The sequence below is a fragment of the Streptomyces sp. NPDC059850 genome, from assembly GCF_042731515.1.
GTDB lineage: Bacteria > Actinomycetota > Actinomycetes > Streptomycetales > Streptomycetaceae > Streptomyces.
Genome location: NZ_JBHWJI010000011.1, coordinates 4,734 through 30,214, shown reverse-complemented (window position 1 = coordinate 30,214; position 25,481 = coordinate 4,734). Strand labels below are relative to the sequence as shown.

22 protein-coding genes and 1 pseudogene are annotated in these 25,481 nt (G+C 71.3%); 17 read left to right on the top strand and 6 right to left on the bottom strand.

Features of this window, described 5'->3' with window-relative positions; all coding sequences use genetic code 11:
* Positions 1-48: 48 nt before the first annotated feature.
* Positions 49-612 (top strand): RNA polymerase sigma factor, encoded by a 564-nt coding sequence (locus ACFV9T_RS11390; RefSeq protein WP_385438641.1) that lies wholly within the window; start codon positions 49-51, stop codon positions 610-612.
* Entirely contained in the window at positions 609-1,136 is a 528-nt protein-coding gene (locus ACFV9T_RS11385; RefSeq protein WP_385438638.1) for a transmembrane transport protein, read from the top strand. The genes ACFV9T_RS11390 and ACFV9T_RS11385 overlap by 4 nt, the downstream gene beginning before the upstream one ends.
* Before the next feature lie 127 nt (positions 1,137-1,263).
* Here the strand turns inward: ACFV9T_RS11385 and ACFV9T_RS11380 are convergent, their stop codons facing one another.
* The 5 genes from ACFV9T_RS11380 to ACFV9T_RS11360 form a co-directional block, all read right to left on the bottom strand.
* Positions 1,264-1,914 (bottom strand): MOSC domain-containing protein, encoded by a 651-nt coding sequence (locus tag ACFV9T_RS11380; RefSeq protein WP_385438636.1) that lies wholly within the window; start codon positions 1,912-1,914, stop codon positions 1,264-1,266.
* A gap of 92 nt (positions 1,915-2,006) precedes the next feature.
* Positions 2,007-2,387, bottom strand: coding sequence for a hypothetical protein (locus tag ACFV9T_RS11375; RefSeq protein WP_385438633.1), 381 nt, complete (start codon positions 2,385-2,387; stop codon positions 2,007-2,009).
* 97 nt (positions 2,388-2,484) lie between these two features.
* Positions 2,485-3,657, bottom strand: a complete 1,173-nt coding sequence (locus ACFV9T_RS11370; RefSeq protein WP_385438631.1) for an acyltransferase family protein — start codon at positions 3,655-3,657, stop codon at positions 2,485-2,487.
* A gap of 123 nt (positions 3,658-3,780) precedes the next feature.
* Positions 3,781-5,145, bottom strand: coding sequence for a polysialyltransferase family glycosyltransferase (locus tag ACFV9T_RS11365; protein ID WP_385438979.1), 1,365 nt, complete (start codon positions 5,143-5,145; stop codon positions 3,781-3,783).
* A gap of 74 nt (positions 5,146-5,219) precedes the next feature.
* On the bottom strand, positions 5,220-6,200 hold the full coding sequence (locus ACFV9T_RS11360) for a glycosyltransferase family 2 protein (RefSeq protein ID WP_385438629.1): 981 nt from the start codon (positions 6,198-6,200) through the stop codon (positions 5,220-5,222).
* 187 nt (positions 6,201-6,387) lie between these two features.
* Here ACFV9T_RS11360 and ACFV9T_RS11355 point away from each other — a divergent pair, with 187 nt between their 5' ends.
* The 13 genes and pseudogenes from ACFV9T_RS11355 (at position 6,388) to ACFV9T_RS11295 (ending at position 22,019) form a co-directional block, all read left to right on the top strand.
* On the top strand, positions 6,388-7,764 hold the full coding sequence (locus tag ACFV9T_RS11355) for a DUF6716 putative glycosyltransferase (RefSeq protein WP_385438627.1): 1,377 nt from the start codon (positions 6,388-6,390) through the stop codon (positions 7,762-7,764).
* Between the two features lie 32 nt (positions 7,765-7,796).
* Positions 7,797-8,996, top strand: a complete 1,200-nt coding sequence (locus ACFV9T_RS11350) for a cytidylyltransferase domain-containing protein (protein ID WP_385438625.1) — start codon at positions 7,797-7,799, stop codon at positions 8,994-8,996.
* Complete coding sequence (locus tag ACFV9T_RS11345; protein WP_385438623.1) at positions 8,997-9,929, top strand: N-acetylneuraminate synthase family protein; 933 nt, start codon at positions 8,997-8,999, stop codon at positions 9,927-9,929.
* Between the two features lie 134 nt (positions 9,930-10,063).
* A complete protein-coding gene (locus ACFV9T_RS11340; RefSeq protein ID WP_385438977.1) occupies positions 10,064-11,203 on the top strand; it encodes a hypothetical protein in 1,140 nt (379 codons plus the stop codon).
* Between the two features lie 207 nt (positions 11,204-11,410).
* Entirely contained in the window at positions 11,411-12,634 is a 1,224-nt protein-coding gene (locus tag ACFV9T_RS11335) for an amidohydrolase (RefSeq protein ID WP_385438975.1), read from the top strand.
* A gap of 134 nt (positions 12,635-12,768) precedes the next feature.
* A complete protein-coding gene (locus ACFV9T_RS11330) occupies positions 12,769-13,800 on the top strand; it encodes a BMP family protein (RefSeq protein ID WP_385438621.1) in 1,032 nt (343 codons plus the stop codon).
* A 101-nt stretch (positions 13,801-13,901) separates the two neighbouring features.
* Entirely contained in the window at positions 13,902-15,542 is a 1,641-nt protein-coding gene (locus ACFV9T_RS11325; RefSeq protein WP_385438974.1) for an ABC transporter ATP-binding protein, read from the top strand.
* Entirely contained in the window at positions 15,539-16,672 is a 1,134-nt protein-coding gene (locus tag ACFV9T_RS11320) for an ABC transporter permease (protein WP_385438618.1), read from the top strand. The genes ACFV9T_RS11325 and ACFV9T_RS11320 overlap by 4 nt, the downstream gene beginning before the upstream one ends.
* On the top strand, positions 16,669-17,964 hold the full coding sequence (locus tag ACFV9T_RS11315) for an ABC transporter permease (protein ID WP_385438616.1): 1,296 nt from the start codon (positions 16,669-16,671) through the stop codon (positions 17,962-17,964). The genes ACFV9T_RS11320 and ACFV9T_RS11315 overlap by 4 nt, the downstream gene beginning before the upstream one ends.
* Entirely contained in the window at positions 17,961-18,380 is a 420-nt protein-coding gene (locus ACFV9T_RS11310) for a cytidine deaminase (protein WP_385438615.1), read from the top strand. The genes ACFV9T_RS11315 and ACFV9T_RS11310 overlap by 4 nt, the downstream gene beginning before the upstream one ends.
* 48 nt (positions 18,381-18,428) lie before the next feature.
* On the top strand, positions 18,429-19,706 hold the full coding sequence (locus tag ACFV9T_RS11305) for a thymidine phosphorylase (protein ID WP_385438612.1): 1,278 nt from the start codon (positions 18,429-18,431) through the stop codon (positions 19,704-19,706).
* A 233-nt stretch (positions 19,707-19,939) separates the two neighbouring features.
* Complete coding sequence (locus tag ACFV9T_RS11300) at positions 19,940-21,565, top strand: ATP-binding cassette domain-containing protein (protein WP_385438610.1); 1,626 nt, start codon at positions 19,940-19,942, stop codon at positions 21,563-21,565.
* Between the two features lie 41 nt (positions 21,566-21,606).
* Positions 21,607-22,019: pseudogene (locus ACFV9T_RS11295) on the top strand (LysE family translocator).
* Between the two features lie 9 nt (positions 22,020-22,028).
* Here ACFV9T_RS11295 and ACFV9T_RS11290 read toward each other — a convergent pair.
* Entirely contained in the window at positions 22,029-22,661 is a 633-nt protein-coding gene (locus ACFV9T_RS11290) for a TetR/AcrR family transcriptional regulator (RefSeq protein WP_385438608.1), read from the bottom strand.
* A 93-nt stretch (positions 22,662-22,754) separates the two neighbouring features.
* On the opposite strand from ACFV9T_RS11290, the gene ACFV9T_RS11285 reads away from it, so the two are divergent.
* The gene (locus ACFV9T_RS11285) at positions 22,755-24,152 is read left to right on the top strand and encodes an MFS transporter (RefSeq protein ID WP_385438607.1); all 1,398 of its coding nucleotides are present in this window, start codon (positions 22,755-22,757) and stop codon (positions 24,150-24,152) included.
* The gene (locus ACFV9T_RS11280) at positions 24,149-25,351 is read left to right on the top strand and encodes an FAD-dependent monooxygenase (RefSeq protein WP_385438605.1); all 1,203 of its coding nucleotides are present in this window, start codon (positions 24,149-24,151) and stop codon (positions 25,349-25,351) included. The genes ACFV9T_RS11285 and ACFV9T_RS11280 overlap by 4 nt, the downstream gene beginning before the upstream one ends.
* Positions 25,352-25,481 lie beyond the last annotated feature (130 nt).

The window sequence follows — 25,481 nt, the reverse complement described above, 5'->3', positions numbered from 1 at the left end:
CCCCTGCCGACTGTCTCGGTGACGTGTGGCGCGAGACAGGGAGGTGCGGTGAGCGACGACGGACGACGCGACGGGCTGCTGGTGGTGCGCTGCCAGCTCGGGGAGCGAGAAGCGTTCCGCGAGCTGGTGGGTCTCTGGCACGCCCCGTTGTGGCGTTACGTACGGGGCATGGTCGGCTCGCCGCACCTCGCGGACGACCTCGCCCAGGAGGCGTGGGTCGCGGTGGTGCGCGGACTGCCCCGGCTGCGGCAGCCGGAGCGGTTCGCCCCGTGGCTGTTCACCATCGCCCGGCGCGCGGTCGCCGACCACCTGCGGCAGGCGTACCGGGTGTCGGAGACGTCCGTGTCGGAGACGTCCGTGGAGGAGGCGGGCGCCGTCGTCGATGACGACGACTCGCTCAGCGGCGTGCTGACCACGATGCAGGTGGAAACCGGCCTGAACGGGCTGCCGCCGCTGGAGCGTGAAGTGCTGATCCTGTTCCACCTGCAGGATCTGTCTCTGGCGGCCTGCGCGGAGGTGCTCGGCGTACCGCCCGGCACGGTCAAGAGCAGGTTGCACCGCGCGCGCCGCATGGTGCGGAGCGTCCTCGCCGAGAGGGGATACGAGGCATGAGCGAGCAGAACCCCGCGGCCCAGAACCCCGCGCCCCAGAACCCCGCGGCTCAGCGGGACGTGCCCGAGGAACTGGACCGCGCGCTGGCCGCGGAGGTCTCGCTGGGCTCCCGCATGCGTCACGTGGCCGTGGGGCTGGTGGGAGGCTGCGCGGCGGCACTGATCGCGGTGCTGTGGGCCACCGAGCCGCAGTCGCTTCCCGCGCGCACCCGGGCCGCCTTCGCCGGGCTGATCGCCATCGGGCTGGCCTGGGCCGCCTTCGCGGGCTGGGTGCTGAGCAGGCGCCGCCCGCTGTTCGCCCGGGACCGGGTGCTCGGAGCCCGGCTCGCGCTCGTGGCCACGGCGGTGACTGGCGTGGCCGGGACGGCCCTGGCCACGGCACGCGCCACCCCGGCCGCTGCCCTGACCACCGCCCTGGCCGGTGCCGCCCTCGTCGCCATGGCAGGGCTCGCCCTGGCCCGGGCGCGGTCCCGCCGCCGCGAACTGCTGCGCCTGCGGGACGCTCTGCGACACGAAGCCTCGTGAACCCGCACGCCTCCGCGTCGCGAGCAAGCGCACCGCCGTCCTGGTCACCGTGCTGGCGTGCACCGCGCTGCTGATCGGGATCGGCCTGCTCCTGACGACCTGAGCCTTCGAGCGGGCCCACGCCCACCTATGCGGTCGCGCGCCTGCGGATCAGCAGCTTGATCTCCTCCGGCAGCGCGTCGGCGGCCAGCAGCCCCGGCAGAAGGGCCGGTTCGCGGGTCAGGGCGCGGAAGGCGAGGGCTATGGTCACGTCGTGGTCCGGGCGGTGGCCGATCTCGACCGGGTCGCCGGGGCGGATGGCGCCGGGGGTGAGGACACGGAGGTAGGCGCCCGGCAGCGCGGCTTCGGTGAAGCGTTTGATCCAGCCGTCGCGCTCCAGCCAGCCCTGGAAGGTCGCGCAGGGGATGCGGGGGCAGGAGACTTCCAGCACCACATCCGGCCCGATGTGCCAGCGCTCGCCGATCAGGGCGGCGTTGACGTCCAGCCCGGTGGTGGTGAGGTTCTCGCCGAAGACGCCGTTGTGCAGCGGCCGGTTGAACTCGGTCTCCCAGCCATCCAGATCCTCGCGGGCGTAGGCGTAGACGGCCTGGTCGGAGCCGCCGTGGTGCTTGACGTCGTACGCCCGGTCGCCGTCGAGACCGACCGCCCCCGTGCCCTTGGGGCCGGGGGCGGTGACGGTGACCGGGCCGTCGACGGGGCGTTTGTCGATGCCCGTCGCGCCGAGGCCCTTCCACGGGTTGGGCCGGGGCTTGCCGACGTTCACGGAGAGCAGCTTCATGGGGGTGACGGTATGGACCGCCGCCCCCTGGAGCCACGTATTTTCAGCGCACCCGGCCCGTGCGGCTCTGGTACGGCGGCTCGGCACGTGGGTCAGGCGCGGAACTGGAACTTGTCGAGGTCCCAGTGCTGGTTGCCCCGCTCAAGGAAGACCAGGGCGTTCAGCCGGCCTTCAGCGAAGTTGTAGTCGCAGGTCTTGGACTTGCCCTTGCCGCCCACCTTGCACACGTAGGTGTTGTCCGAGGCGGGTCCGAAGACACTGATGGCGAAGCTGCGCCCGTCCGCCTTGAGGTCCTTGACCTTGATCGTGTCGGTGGCCGCGTTGTACGTCACGGAGCCCTGGGCGTACGACTCGCTCACGTTCGTGGCGTGAATGTCGGCCGCACTCGTGCCCGCGCCGACCGTGAGGACGAGGCCGAGGGAAGCGGCGGCGACGGGGGCGGCGATCAGGGCCCGGCGTATGGACTTGCGCATATGTGGTGCTCTCTCTGTTGAGGCTCAACTGGCTTGATCGTTCATGTGATCGTGACGATCAAGGTTGACCATTTGGTTCCGGCCCGGCGCGCCCGGCTCAGCGCACCCGGGCCGCCGAGAGGGACCGCTTCAGCACGGGGGTGAGGCGCTGCTCTACGAAGCGGTAGAGCACCCATGCGAGGGTCAGCATCAGCAGCACGGTCAGCGGGAACGTCCCGTAGGCGGGGATGCCGAGGCTGCGGTGCAGGTACTGGACGACGACCCAGCCCAGGTGTTCGTGGACCAGGTAGAACGGGTACGTCAGCGCGCCCGCGACCGTCAGCCAGCGCCAGTTGGCCCAGTTGAGCTTGCCGAGCGCGACCAGGGCGACCGCGACGAAACCGAAGGCGACGATCGCCACGATGCCGAACGTGGACCGGTAGGAGAAGAAGTCCGGGTTCGGGCGGTGCCACAGCTCGGCGACCGCGTAGTGCTGGCCGATGAGGAAGCTGAGGGCGACGATGCCCCAGGCCGTGGCGTCGTGGCCGTAGCGGTGGATCAGGTAGAGGCCGATGCCGCCGATGAAGAACGGGGCGTAGTTCGGCATCAGGATCAGGTCCAGCATCGGCTGGTCCGCCGCGTCGGTGATCGCCGCGCCCAGGGTCCACACCGCGCAGAACAGGACGACGCGCTGACGGGTCGCGCCCGGCAGGACGACGAAGAGCGCGAAGAGGGCGTAGAAGCGCAGCTCTGCCCACAGCGTCCAGCACACGCCCAGCACCCGGTCCGCGCCGAGCGGTTGCTGGAGCATCGTGAGGTTGAGCAGGGTGTCGCTCGGCGAGACCGTCTCGAACGCCACCCAGGGGAGCGCGAACACGGCCGTGACCAGCAGGATCGCGGCCCAGTAGGCGGGGAACAGCCGGGAGACGCGGGAGGCGAAGAAGGAGCGCAGCGGGCGTCCCCAGCCGCTCATGCAGATGACGAAGCCGCTGATGATGAAGAAGATCTGGACGCCCAGGCAGCCGTACGAGAAGTACGGCGAGGCGGTGGGGAAGATCTCGCGCGGGGACGCGCCCCACGCCTCGGCGATCTCCCCGTCACGGCCGCCGTAGTGGTACGCGGCGACCATGAGCGCGGCCAGCAGCCGCAGCCCGTCCAGGGCGCGCAGCCGGACCGGCTGCCCCTTGCGCCCCGGGGACGGCTGGCCAGGGCCCTGGCCCGGCTCGCGCTGCGAGGGGACCGTACGGGATATCCGGCCCGCTTCGGGTGCGGGCGGCGCGCCCGCGCTCATGACGCCACCCCCGAGGCGCCGTGACGTATGTGGCTTGCCCCGTGGTCGGCGGTCACGCCGTTGCTCCTTCGCAGTCAGCAGTCAGCAGTCAAGTCAGCAGTCAGGGGACGACAGACGGGCGGCTCAGCCCGTCGCGGCCTTCTTCAGCGCCGCCTTCTTCAGCGCCCGGGCGCGCCGCGCGACCCGCCGTACCGTCTCGTTGCGCGGAATGAAGCCGAGTTGCGAGGGGACCGCCCCGGGCAGGGCGAGCGCGGTCAGGCGGCGGCGCTTGAAGTAGCGCCAGGTGTGGGCGTCGAGATGGGCGGCGAGATACCGCTCCGCGGCGGGCCGCAGCTCGGGGTAGATCTTCGCCTGCATGCAGAAGCCCACGGCGGCGACCAGGCCGGTCAGCTTCTGGCCGGACCGCTCGTCCACCGCACCCGCGCCAGCGGCCACCGCCCGGTGGTCCTCCAGGTCCGGCAGCAGCGCGTCCACGATGGTGACCGGCACCCGGTTGCTGTTCTGGTACGGGGTGAGCCGCTCCAGCAGCGTATCGGTGCCGATCCGGGCCACCGGAAGTCCGTAGAAGACGCTCGCGGTGAGCAGCGCGGTGGAGAAGCAGCCGATGACCAGGGCCGGTTCCATCCGCTGGTAGAGCACCTCGGCGAGGACCGGGGTGTCCATGACGGTCAGCTCCGCGCCCAGCTCGGCGGCCTTCTTCTCCAGCATCCGCGACCAGCGCGCCGGGGCGGTGGGGTGCGGCTTGAAGACGACGGTGCGGTGGCCGAGCGCGACCGCGCCCCGCAGCATCCGCACATGCAGCTCTTCCTCCTCCTCCGGGGTGAGGATGTCGAGCGCGGACAGGTACTGGCCCAGCATCAGGGCGGGTCCGGTGCCGGTGGCGACCCGTTCGGTCGCGGAGGCGACGGAGCGCGGGGCGGCCTCGCCGACCTCGGCGAGCACCTTGGTGAACGTCTCGGTCGGCAGCACCTCGGCCGGTACCCCGAACTCGGTGAGCAGCAGCGGCTTCAGCCCCGGTACGAGGTCGAGGTGGAGCAGACGCCGGATCCGGGTGCCGACCAGCGGGTGGAGCTTGTTGCGGGTCGGGCCGTAGCTCATCAGCCCGTCCGCGTAGACGTCGATGGGGGCGCCCTGGAACACCTGGGCGATCGCCATCGCCGGGTTGACCTGGATGGACTCCAGGACCAGTTCGATGTCGTCGTCGCCCAGGTTCCACAGCAGCCGCAGATGGCGCTCCCACAGCGGGGCGTCGTCCTGGCGCGGGCCCCAGCCGCCGGGGTGGAAGGGGCTGATCGTCTCGTTCCAGGACAGCACCCGGTCGAAGCGCGACCGCAGCCGCTCGAAGCCCGGCATGTCGTCGACGGCGGGCGTGGTCTCCGGCGTCGCCGCGTTGTTGCTGACCAGCAGCAGACGGCGGTCGGCCGGGCCGACGCTGCCCGCGTCGATCGCCGCGGCGAGGGTGGCCGCCCCGTACAGGGTGGAGGCCATGAAGATCTGGGTGCGCTTGCGCTCGCCGCGCGGGGTGTACGTCAAAGGCGTCACGGGTGTCAGGTTCGCGGACATCAGGCCGCCACCTCCGCACCCGCCGCGCCGCGGCGCTTCACTCGCCGCAGGCGCGCGGCACGCTCGTAGTCCATGGAATCCAGCGCGTCCTTCAGTACGTCCTGGGGCATGCGCTTGAGCGCAGCCGCCGACATCGAACGGAGCTTGCGGGCCACCTGCGGCTCGAAGCGTTCGATGTTGCCGAGATGGTGGGAAATGATCGCGCAGTAGGTGCGCACGGCCTTCGGCAGCAGGGTGTCCGCGTCGCGGTCCCGCGCCGTTTCGTCGATGACCTGGTCGAACGCGCGGATGAAGTCGAGCTGCCGCACATCGCCGATCTGGGTGAGCGAGGAGGAGACACCGCGCCGGTAGAAGACGCCGTGCAGGCCGAGGACGGCGAAGCTGCGCGCCTCGCGGTGCAGCCGCCAGATCCAGGGCCGGTCCTCGGCGGTGCGCAGCCCGTGGGTGAAGTGGAGAAGCCCCTCGTCGGCGAGGCGGCGGTGGTACATGCCCGCCCAGGCGAAGGCGTAGTCGACCGAGGTGGAGCGGTCGGCGGGGAGGATCACGTCCCGCGGGTTCATCACCTGGTCGCGCAGGCCGTGCGGCACCCGGTGGACCGAGCGCTTGCGGCCGGTGCACTGGACATGGTCGGTGCGGACGAAGTCGCACCCCAGGTCCTCCATGGCGGCGACCAGCTGCGCGTAATACCCCGGGGCGAGCCAGTCGTCACCGTCGAGGAAGGTGATGTACTCGCCGGTAGCCGCGTCCAGTCCGGTATTGCGCGCGGTGGCGAGCCCGCCGTTCTGCTCATGACGGATGTAGACGGCCCCCGGAAGCTCGCGTTCGGCGCGCTCCAGGATCTCCGGAGTCCCGTCGGTCGCATGGTCGTCGACGAGAATGAATTCGAAGTCCTCACGCGCGTTCGCACGAAGACTTCTGAGCGTGTCAGGGGCATAGGTCTGCACGTTGTAGAACGGCACGATGACGGAGAGCTTAACCACGCGGGTGACGCTAGGTCGCCGGGCGGCATTCGTCTTGACCGCAGGTGTACGTAAAGGTGAACGAAGAACGTCGGAACGGTTAACCCGCTGCTCCAGCCAGCCGATTCGCCATTCGTCGACGCGCTGTTAACCCTTTGTTGCTTCTGCGTTGGGCCGTCAATCGGAATCCCTTCCTAGCGTCTCCGACGTGTCCTCACGTATCAAATCCCCCGTGCGAGTAGCCGTGCTCGCCGACTCCGACACCCGGTGGAAATGGGGCGCGCTCACCGCGCAGCGCCTCGTCCCCGACAGCTCGGATTCCACGGAAGCGGGTTCCGCTGGTTCAGGCCGACGCCTGGACGGCTACCTGCTGCGCGGCCGCGCCACGCCGACCGTCCGGCAGCTGGCCGAGGTCGGGGTGCGTACGGACTCGCTGCGCGAGGTGACGGGCATCGAGTTCATCCGGTCCATGGACCGCGAGCGGTACGACGTGATCGTGCTGTCGCTGGTCGGCGGCGGCGTCCAGGCCATGCTGCACGGTCTCGCCCACGCCTGGGAGGGCGCCACCCGCCGCCCGGTGATCGTCACCGGCTATGTGGGCGTCGTCTACGAGAAGCTCGCCGACGGCCTGCTGCTGCGGCACGGCGCCGATGTGGTGCTCGCCAACTCGCGCCATGACGCGGACCGGTTCCGCGAGGTCTACACCGGCGTCGGCACCTCCGGGGACAGCGTCACCGAGTGCGCGCTGCCCTTCCTCGGCGGCGCCCGCTATGACGAGAAGGCCCGGCAGGCGCGGAAGTACCCCGGCGGCACGGTGGTGTTCGCCGTCCAGCCGTCCGTCCCGGACAACCGCGCCGACCGTACGTACCTGCTGCGCCGGGCCGTCGACCACGCGCGCCGCCACCCGGACCGCGAGGTCGTGGTCAAGCTGCGCTCCAAGCCGGGCGAGCACACCACGCACATCGAGGAACTGCCGTACCAGAAGCTGATCGCCAAGTTCGGCGACGGGCTGCCGCCCAACTTCCGTCTCGCGTACGGGAACATGGGCGAGGTCCTGGACACCACCGATCTGCTGGTGACCATCAGCTCCACGGCCGCCCTGGAGTCCCTGCACCGCTCCATCCCGACCGCGATCCTCACCGATCTCGGCATCCGGGAGCCGCTGGGCAACCACCACTTCCTGGGCTCCGGCTGCCTGGCCTCGTGGGACGAGCTGGACGCCGGATACCGGCCCGAGCCCGACCCGGAGTGGCTGGCCCGCCAAGGCGTGGCCGCCGACGGGTCGTACGAGACCGCCTTCGACACCGCCCGGCACAAGGTCTCCGCCCTGGCCGCAGCCGTTGCCCTCCCGGCGCTCGCCCCCTACTACACCCGGGCCACCGCGCCCGGCTATCTGCCCCGGATCCTCCAGCGGTACGGCTTCGAGCCGGACGGCAGCCCCCGCCCGGGCGCCGCCGTGGACGAGGCCGAGGTCAGCGGATTGCGGCGGGCCGTACGCAACACCATGCGGGACGCGGCGCGCGGCGCCTACCGGCATGGCGTGCAGCGCGTGGCCCCGGTCATCCGGCGGATGGGGGAGCTGTGACAGCCATCGATGAATCCCCTGAAGGAGCCGCCATGCCCGCATCGAGCCCCTGCGTGCTCGCCGTGATCCCCGCCCGCGGCGGATCGAAGGGCGTGCCCGCCAAGAACCTCGCCGCCGTCGGGGGTGTGCCGCTGGTCGCCCGCGCCGTCATGGAGTGCCGGGCCTCCCGCCTGGTGACCGACGTGGCCGTCTCCACCGACGACGCGGGCATCGCCGCCGCGGCGCGCGGCGCGGGCGCCGTGGTCATCCAGCGGCCCACCGACATCGCGGGCGACACCGCCACCAGCGAGGCCGCGGTCATCCACGCGATGGACGCGTACGAGGCGACGCACGGCACCACCGTGGACGTCGTCCTCCTGGTGCAGTGCACCAGCCCGTTCATCGCCCGCGAGGACATCGACGGGGTGGCGGGCGCGGTCGCCGAGCAGGGCGCGGACAGCGCGCTGACCGTGGCCCCGTTCCACGGCTTCGTGTGGCGCGAGGGCGAGGACACTCAAGGAGACGCGGCGAACGGCGTCAACCACGACAAGTCGTACCGCCCGCGCCGCCAGGACCGCCCCCAGGACTTCCTGGAGACCGGCGCCGCCTACGCCATGGACGCGCGCGGCTTCCGCGAGGCCGGGCACCGCTTCTTCGGCCGCACCGAGCTGGTGCGCACCGACGCCGCCCGGGTGCTGGAGGTCGACGACCCGCACGACCTGGCCCGCGCCCGCGCCCTCGCCCCGCTGCTGGACGCGGAGCGCCCGGGCGCCCTCCCCACCCGCGACGACATCGACGCGGTGGTACTCGACTTCGACGGCACCCAGACCGACGACAGGGTGCTGATCGATTCCGAAGGACGCGAACTCGTCTCCGTGCACCGCGGCGACGGGCTCGGGATCGCCGCTCTGCGCCGAGCGGAGCTGGCGCTGCTGATCCTGTCCACGGAAAAGAACCCGGTCGTCGCCGCACGGGGCCGCAAGCTGCAGGTCCCCGTGCTCCACGGCATCGACCGAAAAGATCTCGCACTGAAGCAGTGGTGCGAGGAGCAGGGCATCGCGCCAGAGCGCGTGCTCTACGTCGGCAACGACGTCAACGACCTCCCGTGCTTCGGCCTCGTCGGCTGGCCCGTGGCGGTCGCAGGTGCGCACGACGTCGTGCGCGGCGCCGCACGTGCGGTCACCTCCACGCACGGAGGAGACGGCGCGATCCGCGAGATCGCCTCGTGGATTCTCGGAAAGGAACTGTCTTAAGTGAGCTCCAACTCTCGCCTCCGCACCCTCGGCGCGAAGACCGCCGGCCCCGGCAACCCGGTCTACGTCACCGGTGAGATCGGCATCAACCACAACGGCGACCTGGAGAACGCGTTCAAGCTGATCGACGCGGCCGCCGACGCCGGCTGTGACGCGGTCAAGTTCCAGAAGCGAACCCCGGAGATCTGCACCCCGCGTGACCAGTGGGACATCGAGCGGGACACCCCCTGGGGCCGGATGACTTACATCGACTACCGCCACCGCGTGGAGTTCGGCGAGGACGAGTACCGCGCCATCTCCGAGCACTGCGCCAAGCGCGGCATCGACTGGTTCGCCTCCCCGTGGGACACCGAGGCCGTCGCCTTCCTGGAGAAGTTCGACGTCCCGGCGCACAAGGTGGCCTCCGCCTCGCTGACCGACGACGAGCTGCTGCGCGCCCTGCGCGCCACCGGCCGCACGATCATCCTGTCGACGGGCATGTCCACCCCGAAGCAGATCCGCCACGCGGTGGAGGTGCTGGGCAGCGAGAACATCCTGCTGTGCCACGCCACCTCCACGTACCCGGCCAAGGCCGAGGAGCTGAACCTGCGCGTGATCAACACGCTGCAGGCCGAGTTCCCCAACGTGCCGATCGGCTACTCCGGCCACGAGACCGGTCTGCAGACCACGCTGGCCGCCGTCGCGCTCGGCGCCGCGTTCGTCGAGCGCCACATCACCCTGGACCGCGCCATGTGGGGCTCGGACCAGGCCGCCTCCGTCGAGCCGCAGGGTCTCGCCCGTCTGGTGCGTGACATCCGCGTGGTCGAGGAGTCGCTCGGTGACGGCGTCAAGAAGGTCTACGAGAGCGAGCTGGGCCCGATGAAGAAGCTGCGCCGGGTCTCCGGTGTGGTCGCCGAGACCGAGGCCGCCGACCGCGAGCCCGTCTCGGTCTGAGGCTCATCTCCGTGATGCCTGTGGCCGGTCGGACCGGCCCGCGCCCGGAAGCGGCGGGATCCCTCGACTTCTCGGGGGACACCCGCCGCTTCCGGGCCCTGCCCTTGGACGGTGTGATGTCTTCGGACGGTGTGATGTCTGTGGACGGTGCAACTGTGGACGGTGTGATGTCCGGGAGCGGCGCGAAGTCCGCCACCACCCTCGCCTTCGTCGAAAGCCCGGTGCAGCTCCTCAACGTGCTGGAGTGGGCGTACGCCGACTCGCTGCGCGCCCCGGGGCAGGACGCCGCCGCGCTCACCGTCGTCGTGCTCTCCCCGCACGATCCGATGACCCGTGGCCAGCTGCGCCGGATGGCCGAGCTGGCGCGCGACGAGGGCGTCACGGTGCGCTGGGAGGACGCGCGGGGCGGGGCCGGTGCCCCGCTGAAGACCATCGGCGGGCTGCGCGGACCGCTGCGCCGGGCCTCCCGGGTGGTGATCGGGGATCCGTTCTCCCGCTACGTCCAGCTGCTGCTGACCCTCACCAAGGCCAAGGACCTGGTCGTGGTGGACGACGGCACGGCCACCATGGAGTTCATCTCCCAGCTGGCCAACGGGGAGCGCCTGGAGCGCTGGCACCGGCGCGGCAACAGCCGGGGCGCGCGCGACATGGTGTTCGCGCCGTTCTCCGCCACCGCGCGCCGCAAGCTCACCCCGGGTCAGAAGCGCCGAGTCGAGGTGTTCAGCTCGATGCCGGTCGAACCGCCCCCCGGGGTCACCATCACCGCCAACGACTTCGCCTGGACCCGGGCCCGCTTCGGCCCGCCCCGGCTCACCCGGGGCACCGACCTGGTGGGCACGTCCCTGGTGGAGACCGGCGTGGTCGACCTGGAGCGCTATCTGGAGGCGGTCGCGGGGCTGGCCGAGGCCCACGGGGCCACCCGCTACTTCGCCCACCGCCGGGAGAGCGCCGAGAAGCTCAGCCGGGTGTCGCACGAGGTGGGGCTGGAGATCGTACGGCCCGACCTGCCGCTGGAGCTGATAGCGCGGCGCGGCCCCATCGGGCACACCATCGTGAGCTTCCCGTCCACCGTGGTGCACACCCTGCCGCTCGCGCTCGCGGGCACCGAGGTGAAGGTCGCCGTGTACGACGTCGACCCCGCCTGGCTGACCAGCGACGCGTCCCCGCGCGCCCAGGGCTTCCTGTCGGGCGTCACCGACACCGCCCGGGACGTCCAGCGGCCCGGTACGGTGCCGTCCACCGCGGCCCCCGACACCCCGCTCGCCATGTCGTAGGGCCCCTGTCGCAAGCCAGGGGGTACCCCATGTGGCGCTTCTCACGAAACGATCACACGCTCGCCGAGAAGCGTAGCTTTCTACCCCCTGACTAGGCAGATCATGCACCGGCCGGGGTACTTTCCCGCCCCGAACGGGTTGAAGTTTTGTTGATCGACATTCGCTCCACCCCATGGTCGTTCTACGCTTCATTGGGTGAAGCAATTGATGTCCCTCGACGAGACCGATGCCACACCTTCCGCCGACGCGGCACTGCCCGGCGCGCTCCCCGATGAGCTGCGCGCCGAACTGATCGCCTTCCGGCGGGACTTGCACATGCACCCCGAGCTGGGCAACTGCGAGTTCCGCACCACCGCCGCCCTCAAGGCGCGGCTGGAGAAGGCGGGCCTTGAGCCCCGCGTCCTGCCCAGTGGCACCGGCCTCATCTGTGACATCGGCCCGTGGGACGGAGTGACCCCGGCGCTCGCCCTGCGCGGCGACATCGACGCCCTCCCCATCCCGGACACCAAGACCGTCCCGTACCGCTCCACCGTCGCCGACCGCGCCCACGCCTGCGGCCATGACGTCCACACCACCGTGGTCCTCGGCGCCGGTCTGGTCCTCGCCGAGCTGGCCCGCGAGGGCAGGCTGCGGCGCCCGGTGCGGCTGCTGTTCCAGCCCGCCGAGGAGGTCCTGCCGGGCGGCGCCGCCGACGCGATCGAGGGCGGCGCCCTGGACGGTGTGGGCCGGATCCTCGCCCTCCACTGCGACCCCAAGGTCGAGGTCGGCCGGGTCGGGCTGCGCACCGGGCCCATCACCTCCGCCTGCGACCGGCTGGAGATCTCCCTCGACGGCCCCGGCGGCCACACCGCCCGCCCCCACCTCACCACCGACCTGGTCACCGCGACCGCCAAGGTGATCACCGAGGTGCCCGCGCTGCTGGCCCGCCGGGTCGACGCCCGCTCCGGCCTCGCCGTCACCTGGGGCCGGGTCGAGTCCGGCCACGCCTGCAACGTCATCCCGCAGCACGCCGAGCTGTCCGCCACGGTCCGCTGCCTGGACCTGCCCGCCTGGCGCGCCGCCCCGGACCTGGTGCACGCCGCGATCGACGAGGTCGCCACCCTCCACCGCGCCAAGTCGGAGATCAACTACATCCGCGGGGTCCCGCCGGTGGTCAACGAGGAGACCTCCACCGAGCTGCTGCGCGACGCGATGGTGGCCCGCCGGGGTTCGTACGCGGTCGAGGACACCGAACAGAGCCTCGGCGGCGAGGACTTCTCCTGGTACCTGGAGCGGGTGCCCGGCGCGATGGCCCGGCTCGGCGTGCGCAGGGTCGGCGACACCACCCGACGCGACCTGCACGTGGGCGACTTCGACGTGGACGAGGGCGCCATCCAGGTGGGCGTCGAGCTGTTCACCGCCGCCGCTTTGCTTGATCGCAACGTGCTGTAGACCCAGCTGTCACAAGGGGTTCGCGACGATCCGATAACGGCTTCGGAGCGGGCCTTTATCTGGGATCTACGCGCGTTACGATGCGGCGGAGCCAGCGCCGCAGAGAGGCGCTTCGAGATTCAGAGGGGACCCTCGTGCGCCGGGTATCCACGATAGCTGTCGCGGGCATCGCCACCGCGGCTCTCGCCATGACCGTCACCGCCTGCGGCAGCAGCTCCGAAGAGGGAAGCAAGGACGCCGGCGTCGGCCTCGCCTATGACGTCGGCGGCCGCGGCGACCACTCCTTCAACGACTCCGCCGCCAAGGGCTACGACCGCGCCCTCAAGGACTTCAAGATCAAGGGCAAGGAGCTGACCGCGAAGGACGGCGACACCGACGCCGACCGCTACGACAAGCTCTCCAGCCTGGCCGAGGCGGGCTACAACCCCGTCGTCGGCGTCGGCTACGCGTGGACCCCCTCGCTGGCCAAGGCCGCCAAGAAGTACCCCGACACGGACTTCGGGATCGTCGACTCCGTCGTCGACTCCAAGAACGTCGCCAGCCTGGTCTCCGCCGAGCACGAGGGCTCGTACCTCGCCGGGGTGGCCGCCGCGCTCAAGACCAAGACCAACAAGGTCGGGTTCATCGGCGGCACCGACAGCGCGCTGATCAAGAAGTTCGCGGGCGGCTTCCAGCAGGGCCTGAAGGACACCAACCCCAAGGCGTCCCTCGACGTCCAGTGGGTCCAGGTCGGTTCGCCCAAGGGCTTCGGCATGCCGGACCGCGGCAAGGACATCGCCGAGGGCATGCTCTCCAACAAGACCGACGTGATCTTCTCCGCGGCCGGCGGCTCCGGCGCGGGCGCCATCGAGGCGACCGGCAAGAAGAAGGGCACCTGGTCGATCGGCGTCGACGGCGACCAGTACTACGACAAGGGCCTGTCCGCGTACAAGGCGTCGATACTGACCTCCATGGTCAAGAACGTGGACGGCTCGGTCTACGACTTCATCAAGAGCGTCGTCAAGGACAAGAAGTCCGAGCACGGCGTGCAGTCCTACGACCTCAAGCGCGGCGGCGTCGGCCTCTCGTACTCCGGCGGCTTCATCGACGACATCAAGCCGAAGATCGAGGCGGCGAAGAAGAAGATCGTCGACGGCAAGATCAAGGTCGCGGACACCTACAAGTAACCGGTCCCCCGTCGCCGACGAGCCTGTCGCCGACGGACCTGAGGGGGCGTGCCCTTGGGCGCGCCCCTTTACTACACGCTCTCGCCCCTCAGGAGTGCGCCATCACAGCCGCCAGCCCGCCCAAGGGCGCCCCCGCCGGTGACGTCGGAGACGTTGCCGTCCAACTCCGCGGAATCACCAAGCGGTTCCCCGGAGTCGTCGCCAACCACGACATCGACATCACCGTGCGACGCGGCACCGTGCACGCCCTCGTGGGCGAGAACGGCGCGGGCAAGTCCACCCTGATGAAGATCCTCTACGGGATGCAGCGCCCCGACGAGGGCACCATCGCCCTCGACGGCGCACCCGTAGAACTGCACTCCCCGGCGGACGCCATATCCCGGGGCGTGGGCATGGTGCACCAGCACTTCATGCTCGCCGACAACTTCACCGTGCTGGAGAACGTCGTCCTCGGCGCGGAGAAGCTGCACGGCATCGGCGGCAAGGCGCGCGCCCGCATCAAGGAGATCTCCGACGCCTACGGGCTCGGCGTCCGCCCGGACGTCATGGTCGAGGACCTCGGCGTCGCGGACCGCCAGCGCGTGGAGATCCTCAAGGTCCTCTACCGGGGCGCCCGCACCCTCATCCTCGACGAGCCCACCGCGGTCCTCGTCCCGCAGGAGGTCGACGCGCTCTTCGCCAACCTCCGCGACCTCAAGGCCGAGGGCCTGACCGTCCTGTTCATCTCCCACAAGCTGGGCGAAGTCCTCTCCGTGGCCGACGACATCACCGTCATCCGGCGCGGTACGACGGTGGCCTCCGTCGTCCCCTCCGAGACCGATCCGCGGCGGCTCGCCGAGCTGATGGTCGGCAGCGAACTGCCCTCCCCGGAGACCCGCGAATCCACCGTCACCGACACCGAGATGCTGCGGCTGGACGGGGTGCGGCTCACCGCCACCGACGTGGACGGCGTCGAGCGGGCCGTCCTGGACGACATCGGCTTCACCATCCACAAGGGCGAAGTCCTCGGCATCGCCGGGGTCGAGGGCAACGGCCAGGCCGAACTGGTCGAGGCCATCATGGGGATGCGCGACCCCGACGCGGGCACCGTCACCCTCGACGGTGCCGACATCTCCCACGCCCCCACCCGCAAGCGGCGCGAGGACGGCATCGGCTACATCCCCGAGGACCGCCACCGGCACGGCCTGCTGCTGGAGGCCCCGCTGTGGGAGAACCGCGTCCTCGGCCATGTCACCGAGCCGCCCAACAGCAAGGGCGGCCTGCTCAACCCGGCCGCCGCCCGCCGTGACACCGAGCGCATCGTCGCCGCGTACGACGTCCGTACCCCCGGCATCGAGGTCACCGCGGCCTCGCTGTCCGGCGGCAACCAGCAGAAGCTGATCGTCGGCCGGGAGATGAGCCACCACCCCAAGCTGCTCATCGCCGCGCATCCGACGCGCGGCGTGGACGTCGGCGCGCAGGCGCAGATCTGGGACCAGATCCGCACCGCGCGCCGCGAGGGCCTGGCCGTGCTGCTGATCTCCGCCGACCTGGACGAGCTGATCGGCCTGTCCGACACCCTGCGGGTCATGTACCGGGGCCGGTTGGTCGCCGACGCGGACCCCGCCACGATCACCCCGGAGGAGCTGGGCTCGGCCATGACCGGCGCGGCCTCCGGCCACCTGGAAAGCCCTGCGGAAGACCCCGCGGAAGACCCCGCGGAAGACCTTGCGGCGGAGACGACCGGGGGAGAGGACCGATGAAGAAGTTCGACAAGGAGCGGGTGCTCCTCGCGGTCGCGGCCCCGCTGCTCGCGCTCGTCGCCGCGTTCCTGCTGACCGCCCTGGTGCTGGCCGCCACCGGCAAGGCGCCGTTCAACGCCTTCGGCATCATGTTCGACCACGGCATCAAGGCGGACAGCCAGGTCTACATCCTCAACAAGGCGACGACGTACTACCTGGCGGGTCTCGCGGTGGCCGTCGGCTTCCGGATGAACCTGTTCAACATCGGCGTCGACGGTCAGTACCGGCTCGGTGCCTTCTTCGCCGCCGTCGTCGGCGGGGCGCTCGAACTCCCGGGTCTGGTGCAGATCCCGCTGATCATCCTCGTCGCCATGCTGGTCGGCGCGATGTGGGCGTCCATCGCCGGACTGCTCAAGGTCTACCGGGGCGTCAGCGAGGTGATCAGCACCATCATGCTGAACTCCCTCTCCTCCATCCTCATCAGCTATCTGCTGGTCGACGGGCGGCTGGCCGTCCTCGACAAGGACACCAACATCGTGGCCACCGAGCCGCTGCCCTCCTCCAGCCACTTCTTCACCATCCCGGCCGGTGGCGACCTCGACCCCATCTGGGGCTTCATCGTCGTCGCCGCGCTCGCCGGGGCCGGTTTCTGGTTCCTCCTCGGCCGCACCCGCTTCGGCTTCGACCTGCGCGCGGTGGGCCGCTCCGAGTCCGCCGCCCAGGCCAGCGGCGTGGACGTCAAGCGCATGGTGCTCACCAGCATGCTGCTCTCCGGCGCGATGGCCGGACTCATCGGCATGCCGACCCTGCTCAACGACACCCACCAGTTCACCTCCGACTTCCCCGCCGGTATCGGCTTCACCGGCATCGCCATCGCGCTGCTCGGCCGCAACAACCCGGTCGGCATCGCGCTGGCCGCGCTGCTGTGGGGCTTCCTGGAGCGCGGCGCCAACCGGCTGGAGTTCGAGGGCTACGACAAGGAGATCGTCGGCGTCATGCAGGGCGTGATCGTCCTGTGCGTCGTCATCGCGTACGAACTGGTGCGCCGCTACGGCCTCAAGCGCCAGCAGCAGCGGGTCGGCGCGGAACTCGCCGCCCAGGCGCGTAAGAGCGACAAGGGCGACAAGGACAAGAAGGAGGTGGCGGTATGAGCGCCACGGCTACCGTCACCAAGGACAGCACCACACCCGGGAAGGCGCCCAAGCGGGGCTCCCGGATGTCCGTCGCCACCGTCCTCCTGATCATCGCCGGGGCGCTGGTCGCGCTGTCCGTGCTGCGCGCCCTCGTCGGCGGCGGTCAGGAGTCCGCCTTCGAGAACATCACCTCCTCGGGCCAGATCGGCGCCGCCCTCTCCATGGCCGTGCCCATCGGGCTCGCCGGGCTCGGCGGACTGTGGGCCGAGCGGGCGGGCGTCGTCAACATCGGCCTCGAAGGCATGATGATCCTCGGCACCTTCTTCGGCGCCTGGGCGGGCTACCAGACCAACCCCTGGGTGGGCGTCCTCGCCGGGGTCCTCGGCGGCGCGGTCGGCGGTCTGGTGCACGCGATCGCCACCGTCACCTTCGGCGTGGACCACATCATCTCCGGTGTCGCGATCAACATCCTCGCGCTCGGCGCCACCACCTACCTCGCCAAGCGCTGGTTCGAGCCGCTGTCCGACATCGGCGGCAGCCCCAAGCAGTCCCCGCAGGTCGACGACATCCAGTCGTTCACCGTGCCGGGCCTCTCCGACGGGCTGGCCACCGTCGAGAACCACCACTGGTTCCTGGTCTCCGACCTCGCGGGCCTGCTCGGCGGCCTGGTCACCGACATCTCCGCGCTGACCATCGTCGCGATCCTGCTCTTCGCGGGCACCTTCTTCGTCCTGTGGAAGACCTCGTTCGGGCTGCGGCTGCGGTCCTGCGGCGAGAACCCCACCGCCGCCGAATCCCTCGGCGTCAACGTCTACCTCTACAAGTACGCGGCCGTGGTCATCTCCGGCGGCCTCGCCGGACTCGGCGGCGTCTTCCTCGCCCTCGTCCGCTCCCACATCTACAACGAGGGCCAGACCGGCGGCCGGGGCTACATCGGCCTCGCCGCCATGCTCTTCGGCAACTGGCGGCCCGGGGGCCTGGCCATGGGCGCGGGCCTCTTCGGCTACTCCGACGCCCTCCAGCTGCGCAACGGCGGCGCCACCGTCCACGCGCTGCTCCTCCTGGTGGCCCTCGGACTCGCCCTGCTGGCGGCCTGGCGGCTCTCCCGTAAGAAGTACGTCGCGGGCGCGGTGTGCGGCGGCGCCGCCGTGCTGCTTGTCCTGTGGTACGCCCTGACGGAGACCGTGGCCAACGACCTGGTCCCGGCGACCCCGTACATCGTCACCCTGCTGGTCATGGGGCTCGCGGCGCAGCGGCTGCGGATGCCCAAGGCCAACAACAAGCCCTACCGGAAGGGACAGGGCACATGACACCACCTGCCGCGGCGGCTCCCGACTGGGAGGCGCTGCGCGCGGAGGCCCGGGACGCCATGTCCCGGGCCTACGCCCCCTACTCCCGCTTCCCCGTGGGCGCCGCCGCCCTCGTCGACGACGGCCGCACGGTCAGCGGCTGCAACGTGGAGAACGCGGCGTACGGCGTCGCGCTGTGCGCCGAATGCGGCCTGATCTCCGCCCTCTTCGCCACCGGCGGCGGCCGCCTCACCGCCTTCACCTGCTGCGACCGCGACGGGGCCGTGCTGATGCCGTGCGGCCGCTGCCGCCAGCTGCTGTGGGAGCACGGCGGCCCCGAGCTGCGGGTGGACACGGCGTCCGGCATCCGGCCGCTCGCCGAACTCCTCCCGGACGCGTTCGGCCCGGCCGACCTGGCCCGTATCAGCGCGCCGTAACGCCTGCGCGCCCCCTGTCACGCCCGTTTACGAAAGGCCCCTGCGCCCATGGACGCCATCTCCGTCATCCGAGCCAAGCGCGACGGCGGCCGCCTGAGCGACGCCCAGATCGACTGGATCATCGACGCCTATACGCGCGGCGAGGTCGCCCACGAGCAGATGTCCGCCCTCGCCATGGCCATCTTCCTGAACGGCATGGACCGCGCGGAGATCGCCCGCTGGACCGCCGCGATGATCGCCTCCGGTGAGCGGATGGACTTCTCCTCGCTGCCCCGCCCGACCGCCGACAAGCACTCCACGGGCGGCGTCGGCGACAAGATCACCCTCCCGCTGGCGCCCCTGGTCGCCGCCTGCGGCGCGGCCGTACCGCAGCTTTCCGGCCGGGGCCTCGGCCACACCGGCGGCACCCTCGACAAGCTGGAGGCCATCCCCGGCTGGCGGGCCTCGCTCTCGAACGACGAGATGCTCGGCGTGCTGCGCGACGCGGGCTCCGTCATCTGCGCGGCGGGCGACGGCCTCGCGCCCGCCGACAAGAAGCTCTACGCGCTGCGCGACGTCACCGGCACGGTCGAGTCGATCCCGCTCATCGCCTCCTCGATCATGTCGAAGAAGATCGCCGAGGGCACCGGCTCCCTGGTCCTGGACGTCAAGGCGGGCTCCGGCGCCTTCATGAAGGACATCGACGCCGCCCGCGAACTGGCCGCCACCATGGTCGGTCTCGGCACCGACCACGGCGTCCGCACCACCGCCCTGCTCACCGACATGTCCACCCCGCTCGGGCTGACCGCGGGCAACGCGCTCGAAGTCCGCGAATCCGTCGAGGTGCTGGCGGGCGGCGGCCCCGCCGACGTCGTCGAACTCACCCTCGCCCTGGCCCGCGAGATGCTCGACGCGGCCGGTCTGACGGCCGCCGACCCCGCGAAGGCGCTGGCCGACGGCACCGCCATGGACGTATGGCGGCGCATGATCACCGCCCAGGGCGGCGACCCCGGCGCGGCGCTCCCGGTGGCCCGCGAACAGCACGTCGTCACGGCGGAGTCGAGCGGCGTCCTCACCCGCCTCGACGCGTACGCGGTGGGCGTCGCCGCCTGGCGGCTGGGCGCCGGGCGGGCCCGTAAGGAGGACCCCGTGCAGGCGGGCGCGGGCATCGAGATCCACGCCAAGCCGGGCGACCGGGTCACCGCCGGGCAGCCCCTGCTGACCCTCCACACGGACACCCCCGGCACGTTCGGGTACGCGCTGGAGGCGCTGGACGGCGCCACCGACTACGCCTCGGCGGACACCGCGTTCAGCGCGAAGCCGATCGTTCTGGAGCGCATCGCCTGACGGGCCAACTGAGGGGGCGCGGCGCGTAATTGGTTTGAACGCGCCGCGCCCTCCCACGTATTCTCGTCCGCATGTGCACAGGAATGTGGTTCATGAGGCCCCGCATCCGCCGCTGACGGCGGCGCACCGAGCCTTCTCCCTGCCCGCCGTTCCGGCCTTCCGCCGGGCGGCCTCTCGCATGCTGCCCGGCTCCATCCCGAGCTGCGGAGCACCCTGTGTCTTCCCCTTTTTCTGTGGGCTCTTCGAGCCTGCCCCAGAACGCCCAGCTGCGCGCCGATGACATCACCGTCACGCGTGGCGCGCGGCAGATCCTCCGGTCCGTGTCCCTCACCGTCTCCGCCCGCTCCCGGCTGGCCATCGTCGGCGAGAACGGCCGTGGCAAGACCACGCTGCTGCATGTGCTGGCCGGTCTTCTCGCGCCCGACAGCGGCTCCGTGCACCGGGCGGGCACCTTCGGTCTCGCCCGCCAGGCCCTGCACTCCCGCTCCGGCGAGACCGTCGGCACGCTGACCGCCGACGCGCTCCGGGCCGCCCACGCGGCCCTCGCCGCCCTGGACCTGGCCGCCGCCGACCTGGCCCAGGGGGCGGAGGGCGCCGACGACCGGTACGCCGAGGCGCTGGAGGCCGCCACCCGGCTGGACGCCTGGGATGCCGACCGGCGCGTCGACATCGCCCTGGAGGCCCTGCACGCGTGCACCGACCGCACCCGTGAGCTGTCCACCCTGTCGGTGGGCCAGCGCTACCGGGTGCGGCTGGCCTGCCTGCTCGGCGCCTGGCACGACATCCTGCTGCTCGACGAGCCGAGCAACCACCTCGACGCCGATGGCCTGGCCTTCCTCACCGACCGGCTGCGCGGCCACGGCGGGGGAGTGGCCCTGGTCAGCCACGACCGCGCGCTGCTGCGCGACGTCGCGCGGGAGTTCCTGGACCTGGACCCCAGCCAGGACGGGCGCCCGCGCCTGTACGCCGGTGGCTACGAGGCGTGGCAGGACGGCCGCCGCCGCGACCGCGAGCGGTGGATCCAGGACTACGAGGAGCAGCAGGCCGAACACCGCCGCCTGACCGTCGCCGTCGACCAGGCCCGCGACCGGCTCAGCACCGGATGGCGCCCCGCGAAGGGCACCGGCAAACACCAGCGCCAGTCCCGGGCGCCGGGCGTGGTGCAGGCGCTCAACCGCGAGCGGGAGGCGCTGGAGGCACACCGCATCACCGTGCCCCAGCCGCCGCTGTCCCTGCGCTGGCCCGACCTGGCCACCCGTACCGGCGCGGCGCTGGTCCGCGTGCGGGACGTGACGGTCGCAGGGCGGCTCACCACCCCCGTCACCCTCGATGTCGACGGCGGAGACCGCCTGCTGATCACCGGCGAGAACGGCACGGGAAAGTCCACCTTGCTGTCCGTCCTCGCCGACGCCCTCACCCCGACGAACGGCACGGTGCGCCACCTCTCCGGTGCGCGGGTGGCGATGGTCGCGCAGGAAGTCCCGTCCTGGCCGGGGGAGTTCACGGCCCGGCAGGTGTACGACCAGTACGTGGGGCGGCTGGTCGTCCACGGCGAGGTGAGCGAGCGCGACCTCGTACCGCTGGGCGCGACGGGCCTGCTGGACCGCGAGGCGATGCGCACCCCGGTGGCCCGCATGTCCCTGGGCCAGCAGCGCCGCCTCGACCTGGCCTTGCGGCTGGCCGCCCGCCCCCACCTGATCATCTTCGACGAGCCCACCAACCATCTCTCGTCCGTCCTGGTCGACGAGCTGACCACCGCCCTGCTCGACACCCCGGCGGCCGTCATCGTCGCCACCCACGACCGCCAACTCCTCACCGACCTGGCGCCTTGGCCGCGTCTGCGCCTCGCGCGGGATTAACCCATGGGCGGCGGCGGTGTCCGGTCATTACGCTGGCCCGTATTCCGCCCACCGACCGTCTGCTGGCCTTCGCGGCCATGTCGCTGCTGCTGATCGTCGTCCCCGGGCCCAGCGTGCTGTTCGTGATCGGACGGGCGCTGGCCCAGGGCCGCCGCGCCGCCCTCACCACGGTCCTCGGCAACACCCTCGGCTCGTACGCCCTCGGCCCGGCCCCTTACGGCCGTCTGCGCACCCTGGGCGAAGGGTTCACGGTCGGGGTGGCGAACCCCAAGACCATCGTCTTCTTCGCCGCCGTCCTGCCTCAGTTCGTGGACCGCGACCAGGGCCATGTGCTGCCACCGCCCGGGGCTGGTTCACTCGCTCCCCGCAGCGCCTCGCGCTGGTCGGCGGGGCCGGTGGCCTGACGATGATCGGCCTCGGCGGCACGGTTGCCGCCACGGGCCGTAAGGACTGACCGCAGGGCCTACGCGGTCCGGTAGGCCCGGAGGAAGGTCCGTACTCCCTCCACGACGAGCGGCCGGACGCGGGTGTCCTCCGTGGCGTTCGCGGAACCGAGCCTGTCCAGCGCGACGCCGAAGGTCAGCGCGATGAACTGGTCGGCCGCGAGCCGGGGGTCGGGGACGTCGAGCAGCCCGGCCGAGGCGAGGGCGGCGAACCGCTCGGCCAGGGCCTCGTCGGGGGTGTCGGCCATGGAGTTGTAGCCCCGGTGCGGCAGGTGGCCGGATTCGGCCCGGACCAGGCGTTGCAGCGTCGCGTACTCCGCCGAGCCGAGCATGTCGGTCGCGATGCGCATCGAGAACGTGACCAGGGCGTCCTCCAGCTCACCGGCCTCGGTGAGGCCGGTGAGGGTGTCGTCGAGGGTGCGCCGGATCGTCGTGATCAGTGACTCGCCAACGGAGTCGACGACGGCCCGCAGCAGCGTCTGCTTGTCGCCGAAGTAGTCGTAGACCGTCCGCTTGGACACCTCGGCCCGGGCGGCGACCGCGTCGACGCTGGACCGGTCGAAGCCGTCGGCGAGGAACAGTTCCCGGGCCGCCGTGAGGATGGCGGCCCGCTTGCGCGTGGACCCCTCGCGCAGGGTCTTCGTGGTCGGCATGGGTTCATCCTAACCGTTCTACACTGCACCGTGTAGTGTAGTAATGAGCGCCGGGCCTGGCATGGCTCGCCCGGCAATGACGGAAGGACGTCCATGACCGCAACTCTCGCTCCCCCGGTCCACATCGGCAGGGCCGCTGTCGGAGCCCTCGGCGCGCTGGCCGTCGCCACCGGTGCCCTGGAGTCGGTGGTGACGCCGACGCTCCCGCTCCTGCAGCGCGAACTGGACATGAGTCCCGCCGAAGGGGCGCTGCTCAGCATCATGTTGCTCATCACCGGCGCGCTCATCACGCCGGTCGCGGGCAAATTAGGCGACCGTTACGGCGGAAAACGGGTCCTGATCCGGCTGATGGCGGTGGTCTCGGCCGGTGGCCTGGTGTCCTCCCTGGCGCCGAACCTGCCGGTGCTGCTGCTCGGTCAGGTCCTGCAGGGGGCGATGGTGGGCGCGCTGCCCCTCTCGTTCATCGTGGTGCGCAAACACCTCCCCGAGGGGGAGTCGAAGGTGGCCATCGGGGTGGTCAGCGGGATGTTCGTGGGCGGCGGGATGGCGGGAACGCTGTCGGCCGGGCCCGTGGCGGAACAGCTCTCCCGGCACTGGATGTTCGCGCTGCCGACGATCGCGGTCATCGGGTCCACCCTGCTGGTGAACCGGCTGATGCCGCACGACCCGCCCGGCCGGTCGGACGAGACCGGGGTCGACTGGCCCGGTCTGCTCCTCCTGAGCGGGACGCTGATCACGCTCATGCTCGTGCTCGCGGCGGCGCCCGAACTCGGCTCGCAGCCACTCGTACTCGGCGCCCTCGTCGTGGTGCTGGCCGCCTTCGTGACCGGATGGATCGCCGTCGAGCGCCGCGCGGCCTCGCCGATGGTCGACCTGAACATGCTGGCCCGGCCCGCCGTGTGGAAGTCGTGCGTGCTGACGTTCGTGATCTGCGTCGGGACCTCGTTCGGGGTCTATCTCGTCCCGCAGCTGCTCGCGGTGGACTCCGACGCGTACGGATTCGGGGCCAGCGCCACCGCGATCGGCTTCTTCCTGCTGCCCGGCGCCGTGGCCGCGTCGCTGGCCGGGCCGCTCGGTGGGATCGGGGCGCGGCGGTTCGGCTCGCGCGCCGTGGTCACCGCCGGGGTCGTCATGATGGCCGCCGCCCTGCTCGCCCTGTCGGCCGTGCACACCGAGATCTGGCACCTCGTCCTCGGCAAGATGTTCATCGCGCTGGCCAACGGCCTGTGCGTGACGGCGATGGTGACCGGCACCGCCACCTCCGTCGATCAAGGTGACACCGGCATCGCCACCAGCCTGGTCCTGGTGACGCGCGTGCTCGGCTTCGCCGTGGGGGCGCAGGTCAGCGGGGCGCTCCTCACCGCCGCGACCCCTGCCGGGTCGGATGTCCCGGCCGAATCGGCCTTCGTCGCCGGCTTCGTCATAGCCGCCGTCGTCACGGCGCTGTCCCTGTTCGTCACCCGCACCATGGGCAAAGGAGTCAAAGAATGACCCGCACCGATCTGTTGAGACGCACGGCCCTGATATCCGGGGCCAGCGTCGCGGGGCCCGCCCTCGCGTACTGGCTGAACCGCTACGGATTCGAGGTCACGGTCGTCGAGAAGGCGGGCGCGCTGCGTGGCGGTGGCTACCCCATCGACGTGCGCGGCACCGCACTCGACGTCGTCCGGAGGATGGGAATCCTGCCCCGGCTGCGGGACGCCCACATCGACCTGCGCCGGTTGACCTTCCTCGACGGGGACGGCGGCGAGGTGGCCTCGGTCAACCCCCACCCCCTCACCGGCGGTGTCGCGGGACGGGACCTGGAGGTCCGGCGCGGGGATCTGACCAGCGCCCTCTACGCGGCGGTCCGTGACGACGTGGAGTTCGTGTTCGACGACTCCATCGCCACCCTCGACCAGTCCGGCCACGGGGTCGACGTCACCTTCCACGGGGGCGGCAGGCGTACGTACGACCTGGTCTTCGGCGCGGACGGGCTGCACTCCCGCACCCGTGAGTTCCTGTTCGGCCCCGAGGAGCGGTTCCACCGGTACCTCGGCTACTGCTTCGCCGGATTCACCATGCCCAACACCTTCGGGCTCCGCGATGAGCTGATGATGTGGAACACCCCGGGCCGGGCCGCCGCGCTCTACGCCGTGGGGGAGAACGACGACGTACACGCTTTCCTGAACTTCGCCCGCCCGGAACCGCCGTACGACGCGTTCCGGAACCCGGAAGCCCAACGGGACCTGGTCGCCTCGGTCTTCGCCGACGCCGGATGGGAGGTCCCCGGCATGCTCGCCGCCCTGCGCGACGCGGACGACCTGTTCTTCGACACGGTCAGCCAGATCCGCATGCCCCGCTGGTCCAGCGGCAGGGTCGCGCTGGTGGGCGACGCCGCGTACGCGCCCTCGTTCCTCACCGGACAGGGCTCCAGCCTCGCGCTCGTCGGCGCGTACATGCTCGCCGGTTCCCTGGCCGGCCGGGACCACGCCGAGGGCTTCGCCGCGTACGAAGACACCACGCGTGCGTTTGTGACCCTGAACCAGGACCAGGTCGGCGAGGGCGACGCCACCCTCTTCCCGACCACCGCCCGGGCCCTGGAGCAGCGCAACGACATGCTGCGCAATCTCAGCGCGATGCCCGCCGCCGCCGAGGGCCGACCGGCCCATTCGGCCCTCACGCTCCCCGAGTTCATGCCGGTGGGGTGAGCATGCCGGTGGGGTGAGCCGGGGGAGGCCGGGCCGACGGGAAACCCGGGGGGCCCGCCCACCCCCCGTCCCCCGCCCCCCCGCCCGGGGGTGGGGCAAAAAACAAAGCCCCCCACAAAAAACACACACC

Excerpts from the sequence above, each read along its gene's own strand:
- ACFV9T_RS11385 (WP_385438638.1), top strand. The coding sequence starts at position 609 with ATGAGCGAGCAGAACCCCGCGGCCCAGAACCCCGCGCCCCAGAACCCC.
- ACFV9T_RS11380 (WP_385438636.1), bottom strand. The coding sequence starts at position 1,914 with ATGAAGCTGCTCTCCGTGAACGTCGGCAAGCCCCGGCCCAACCCGTGG.
- ACFV9T_RS11375 (WP_385438633.1), bottom strand. The coding sequence starts at position 2,387 with ATGCGCAAGTCCATACGCCGGGCCCTGATCGCCGCCCCCGTCGCCGCC.
- ACFV9T_RS11370 (WP_385438631.1), bottom strand. The coding sequence starts at position 3,657 with ATGAGCGCGGGCGCGCCGCCCGCACCCGAAGCGGGCCGGATATCCCGT.
- ACFV9T_RS11365 (WP_385438979.1), bottom strand. The coding sequence starts at position 5,145 with ATGGCCTCCACCCTGTACGGGGCGGCCACCCTCGCCGCGGCGATCGAC.
- ACFV9T_RS11350 (WP_385438625.1), top strand. The coding sequence starts at position 7,797 with ATGCCCGCATCGAGCCCCTGCGTGCTCGCCGTGATCCCCGCCCGCGGC.
- ACFV9T_RS11340 (WP_385438977.1), top strand. The coding sequence starts at position 10,064 with ATGTCTGTGGACGGTGCAACTGTGGACGGTGTGATGTCCGGGAGCGGC.
- ACFV9T_RS11335 (WP_385438975.1), top strand. The coding sequence starts at position 11,411 with ATGTCCCTCGACGAGACCGATGCCACACCTTCCGCCGACGCGGCACTG.
- ACFV9T_RS11320 (WP_385438618.1), top strand. The coding sequence starts at position 15,539 with ATGAAGAAGTTCGACAAGGAGCGGGTGCTCCTCGCGGTCGCGGCCCCG.
- ACFV9T_RS11315 (WP_385438616.1), top strand. The coding sequence starts at position 16,669 with ATGAGCGCCACGGCTACCGTCACCAAGGACAGCACCACACCCGGGAAG.
- ACFV9T_RS11310 (WP_385438615.1), top strand. The coding sequence starts at position 17,961 with ATGACACCACCTGCCGCGGCGGCTCCCGACTGGGAGGCGCTGCGCGCG.
- ACFV9T_RS11305 (WP_385438612.1), top strand. The coding sequence starts at position 18,429 with ATGGACGCCATCTCCGTCATCCGAGCCAAGCGCGACGGCGGCCGCCTG.
- ACFV9T_RS11290 (WP_385438608.1), bottom strand. The coding sequence starts at position 22,661 with ATGCCGACCACGAAGACCCTGCGCGAGGGGTCCACGCGCAAGCGGGCC.
- ACFV9T_RS11285 (WP_385438607.1), top strand. The coding sequence starts at position 22,755 with ATGACCGCAACTCTCGCTCCCCCGGTCCACATCGGCAGGGCCGCTGTC.
- ACFV9T_RS11280 (WP_385438605.1), top strand. The coding sequence starts at position 24,149 with ATGACCCGCACCGATCTGTTGAGACGCACGGCCCTGATATCCGGGGCC.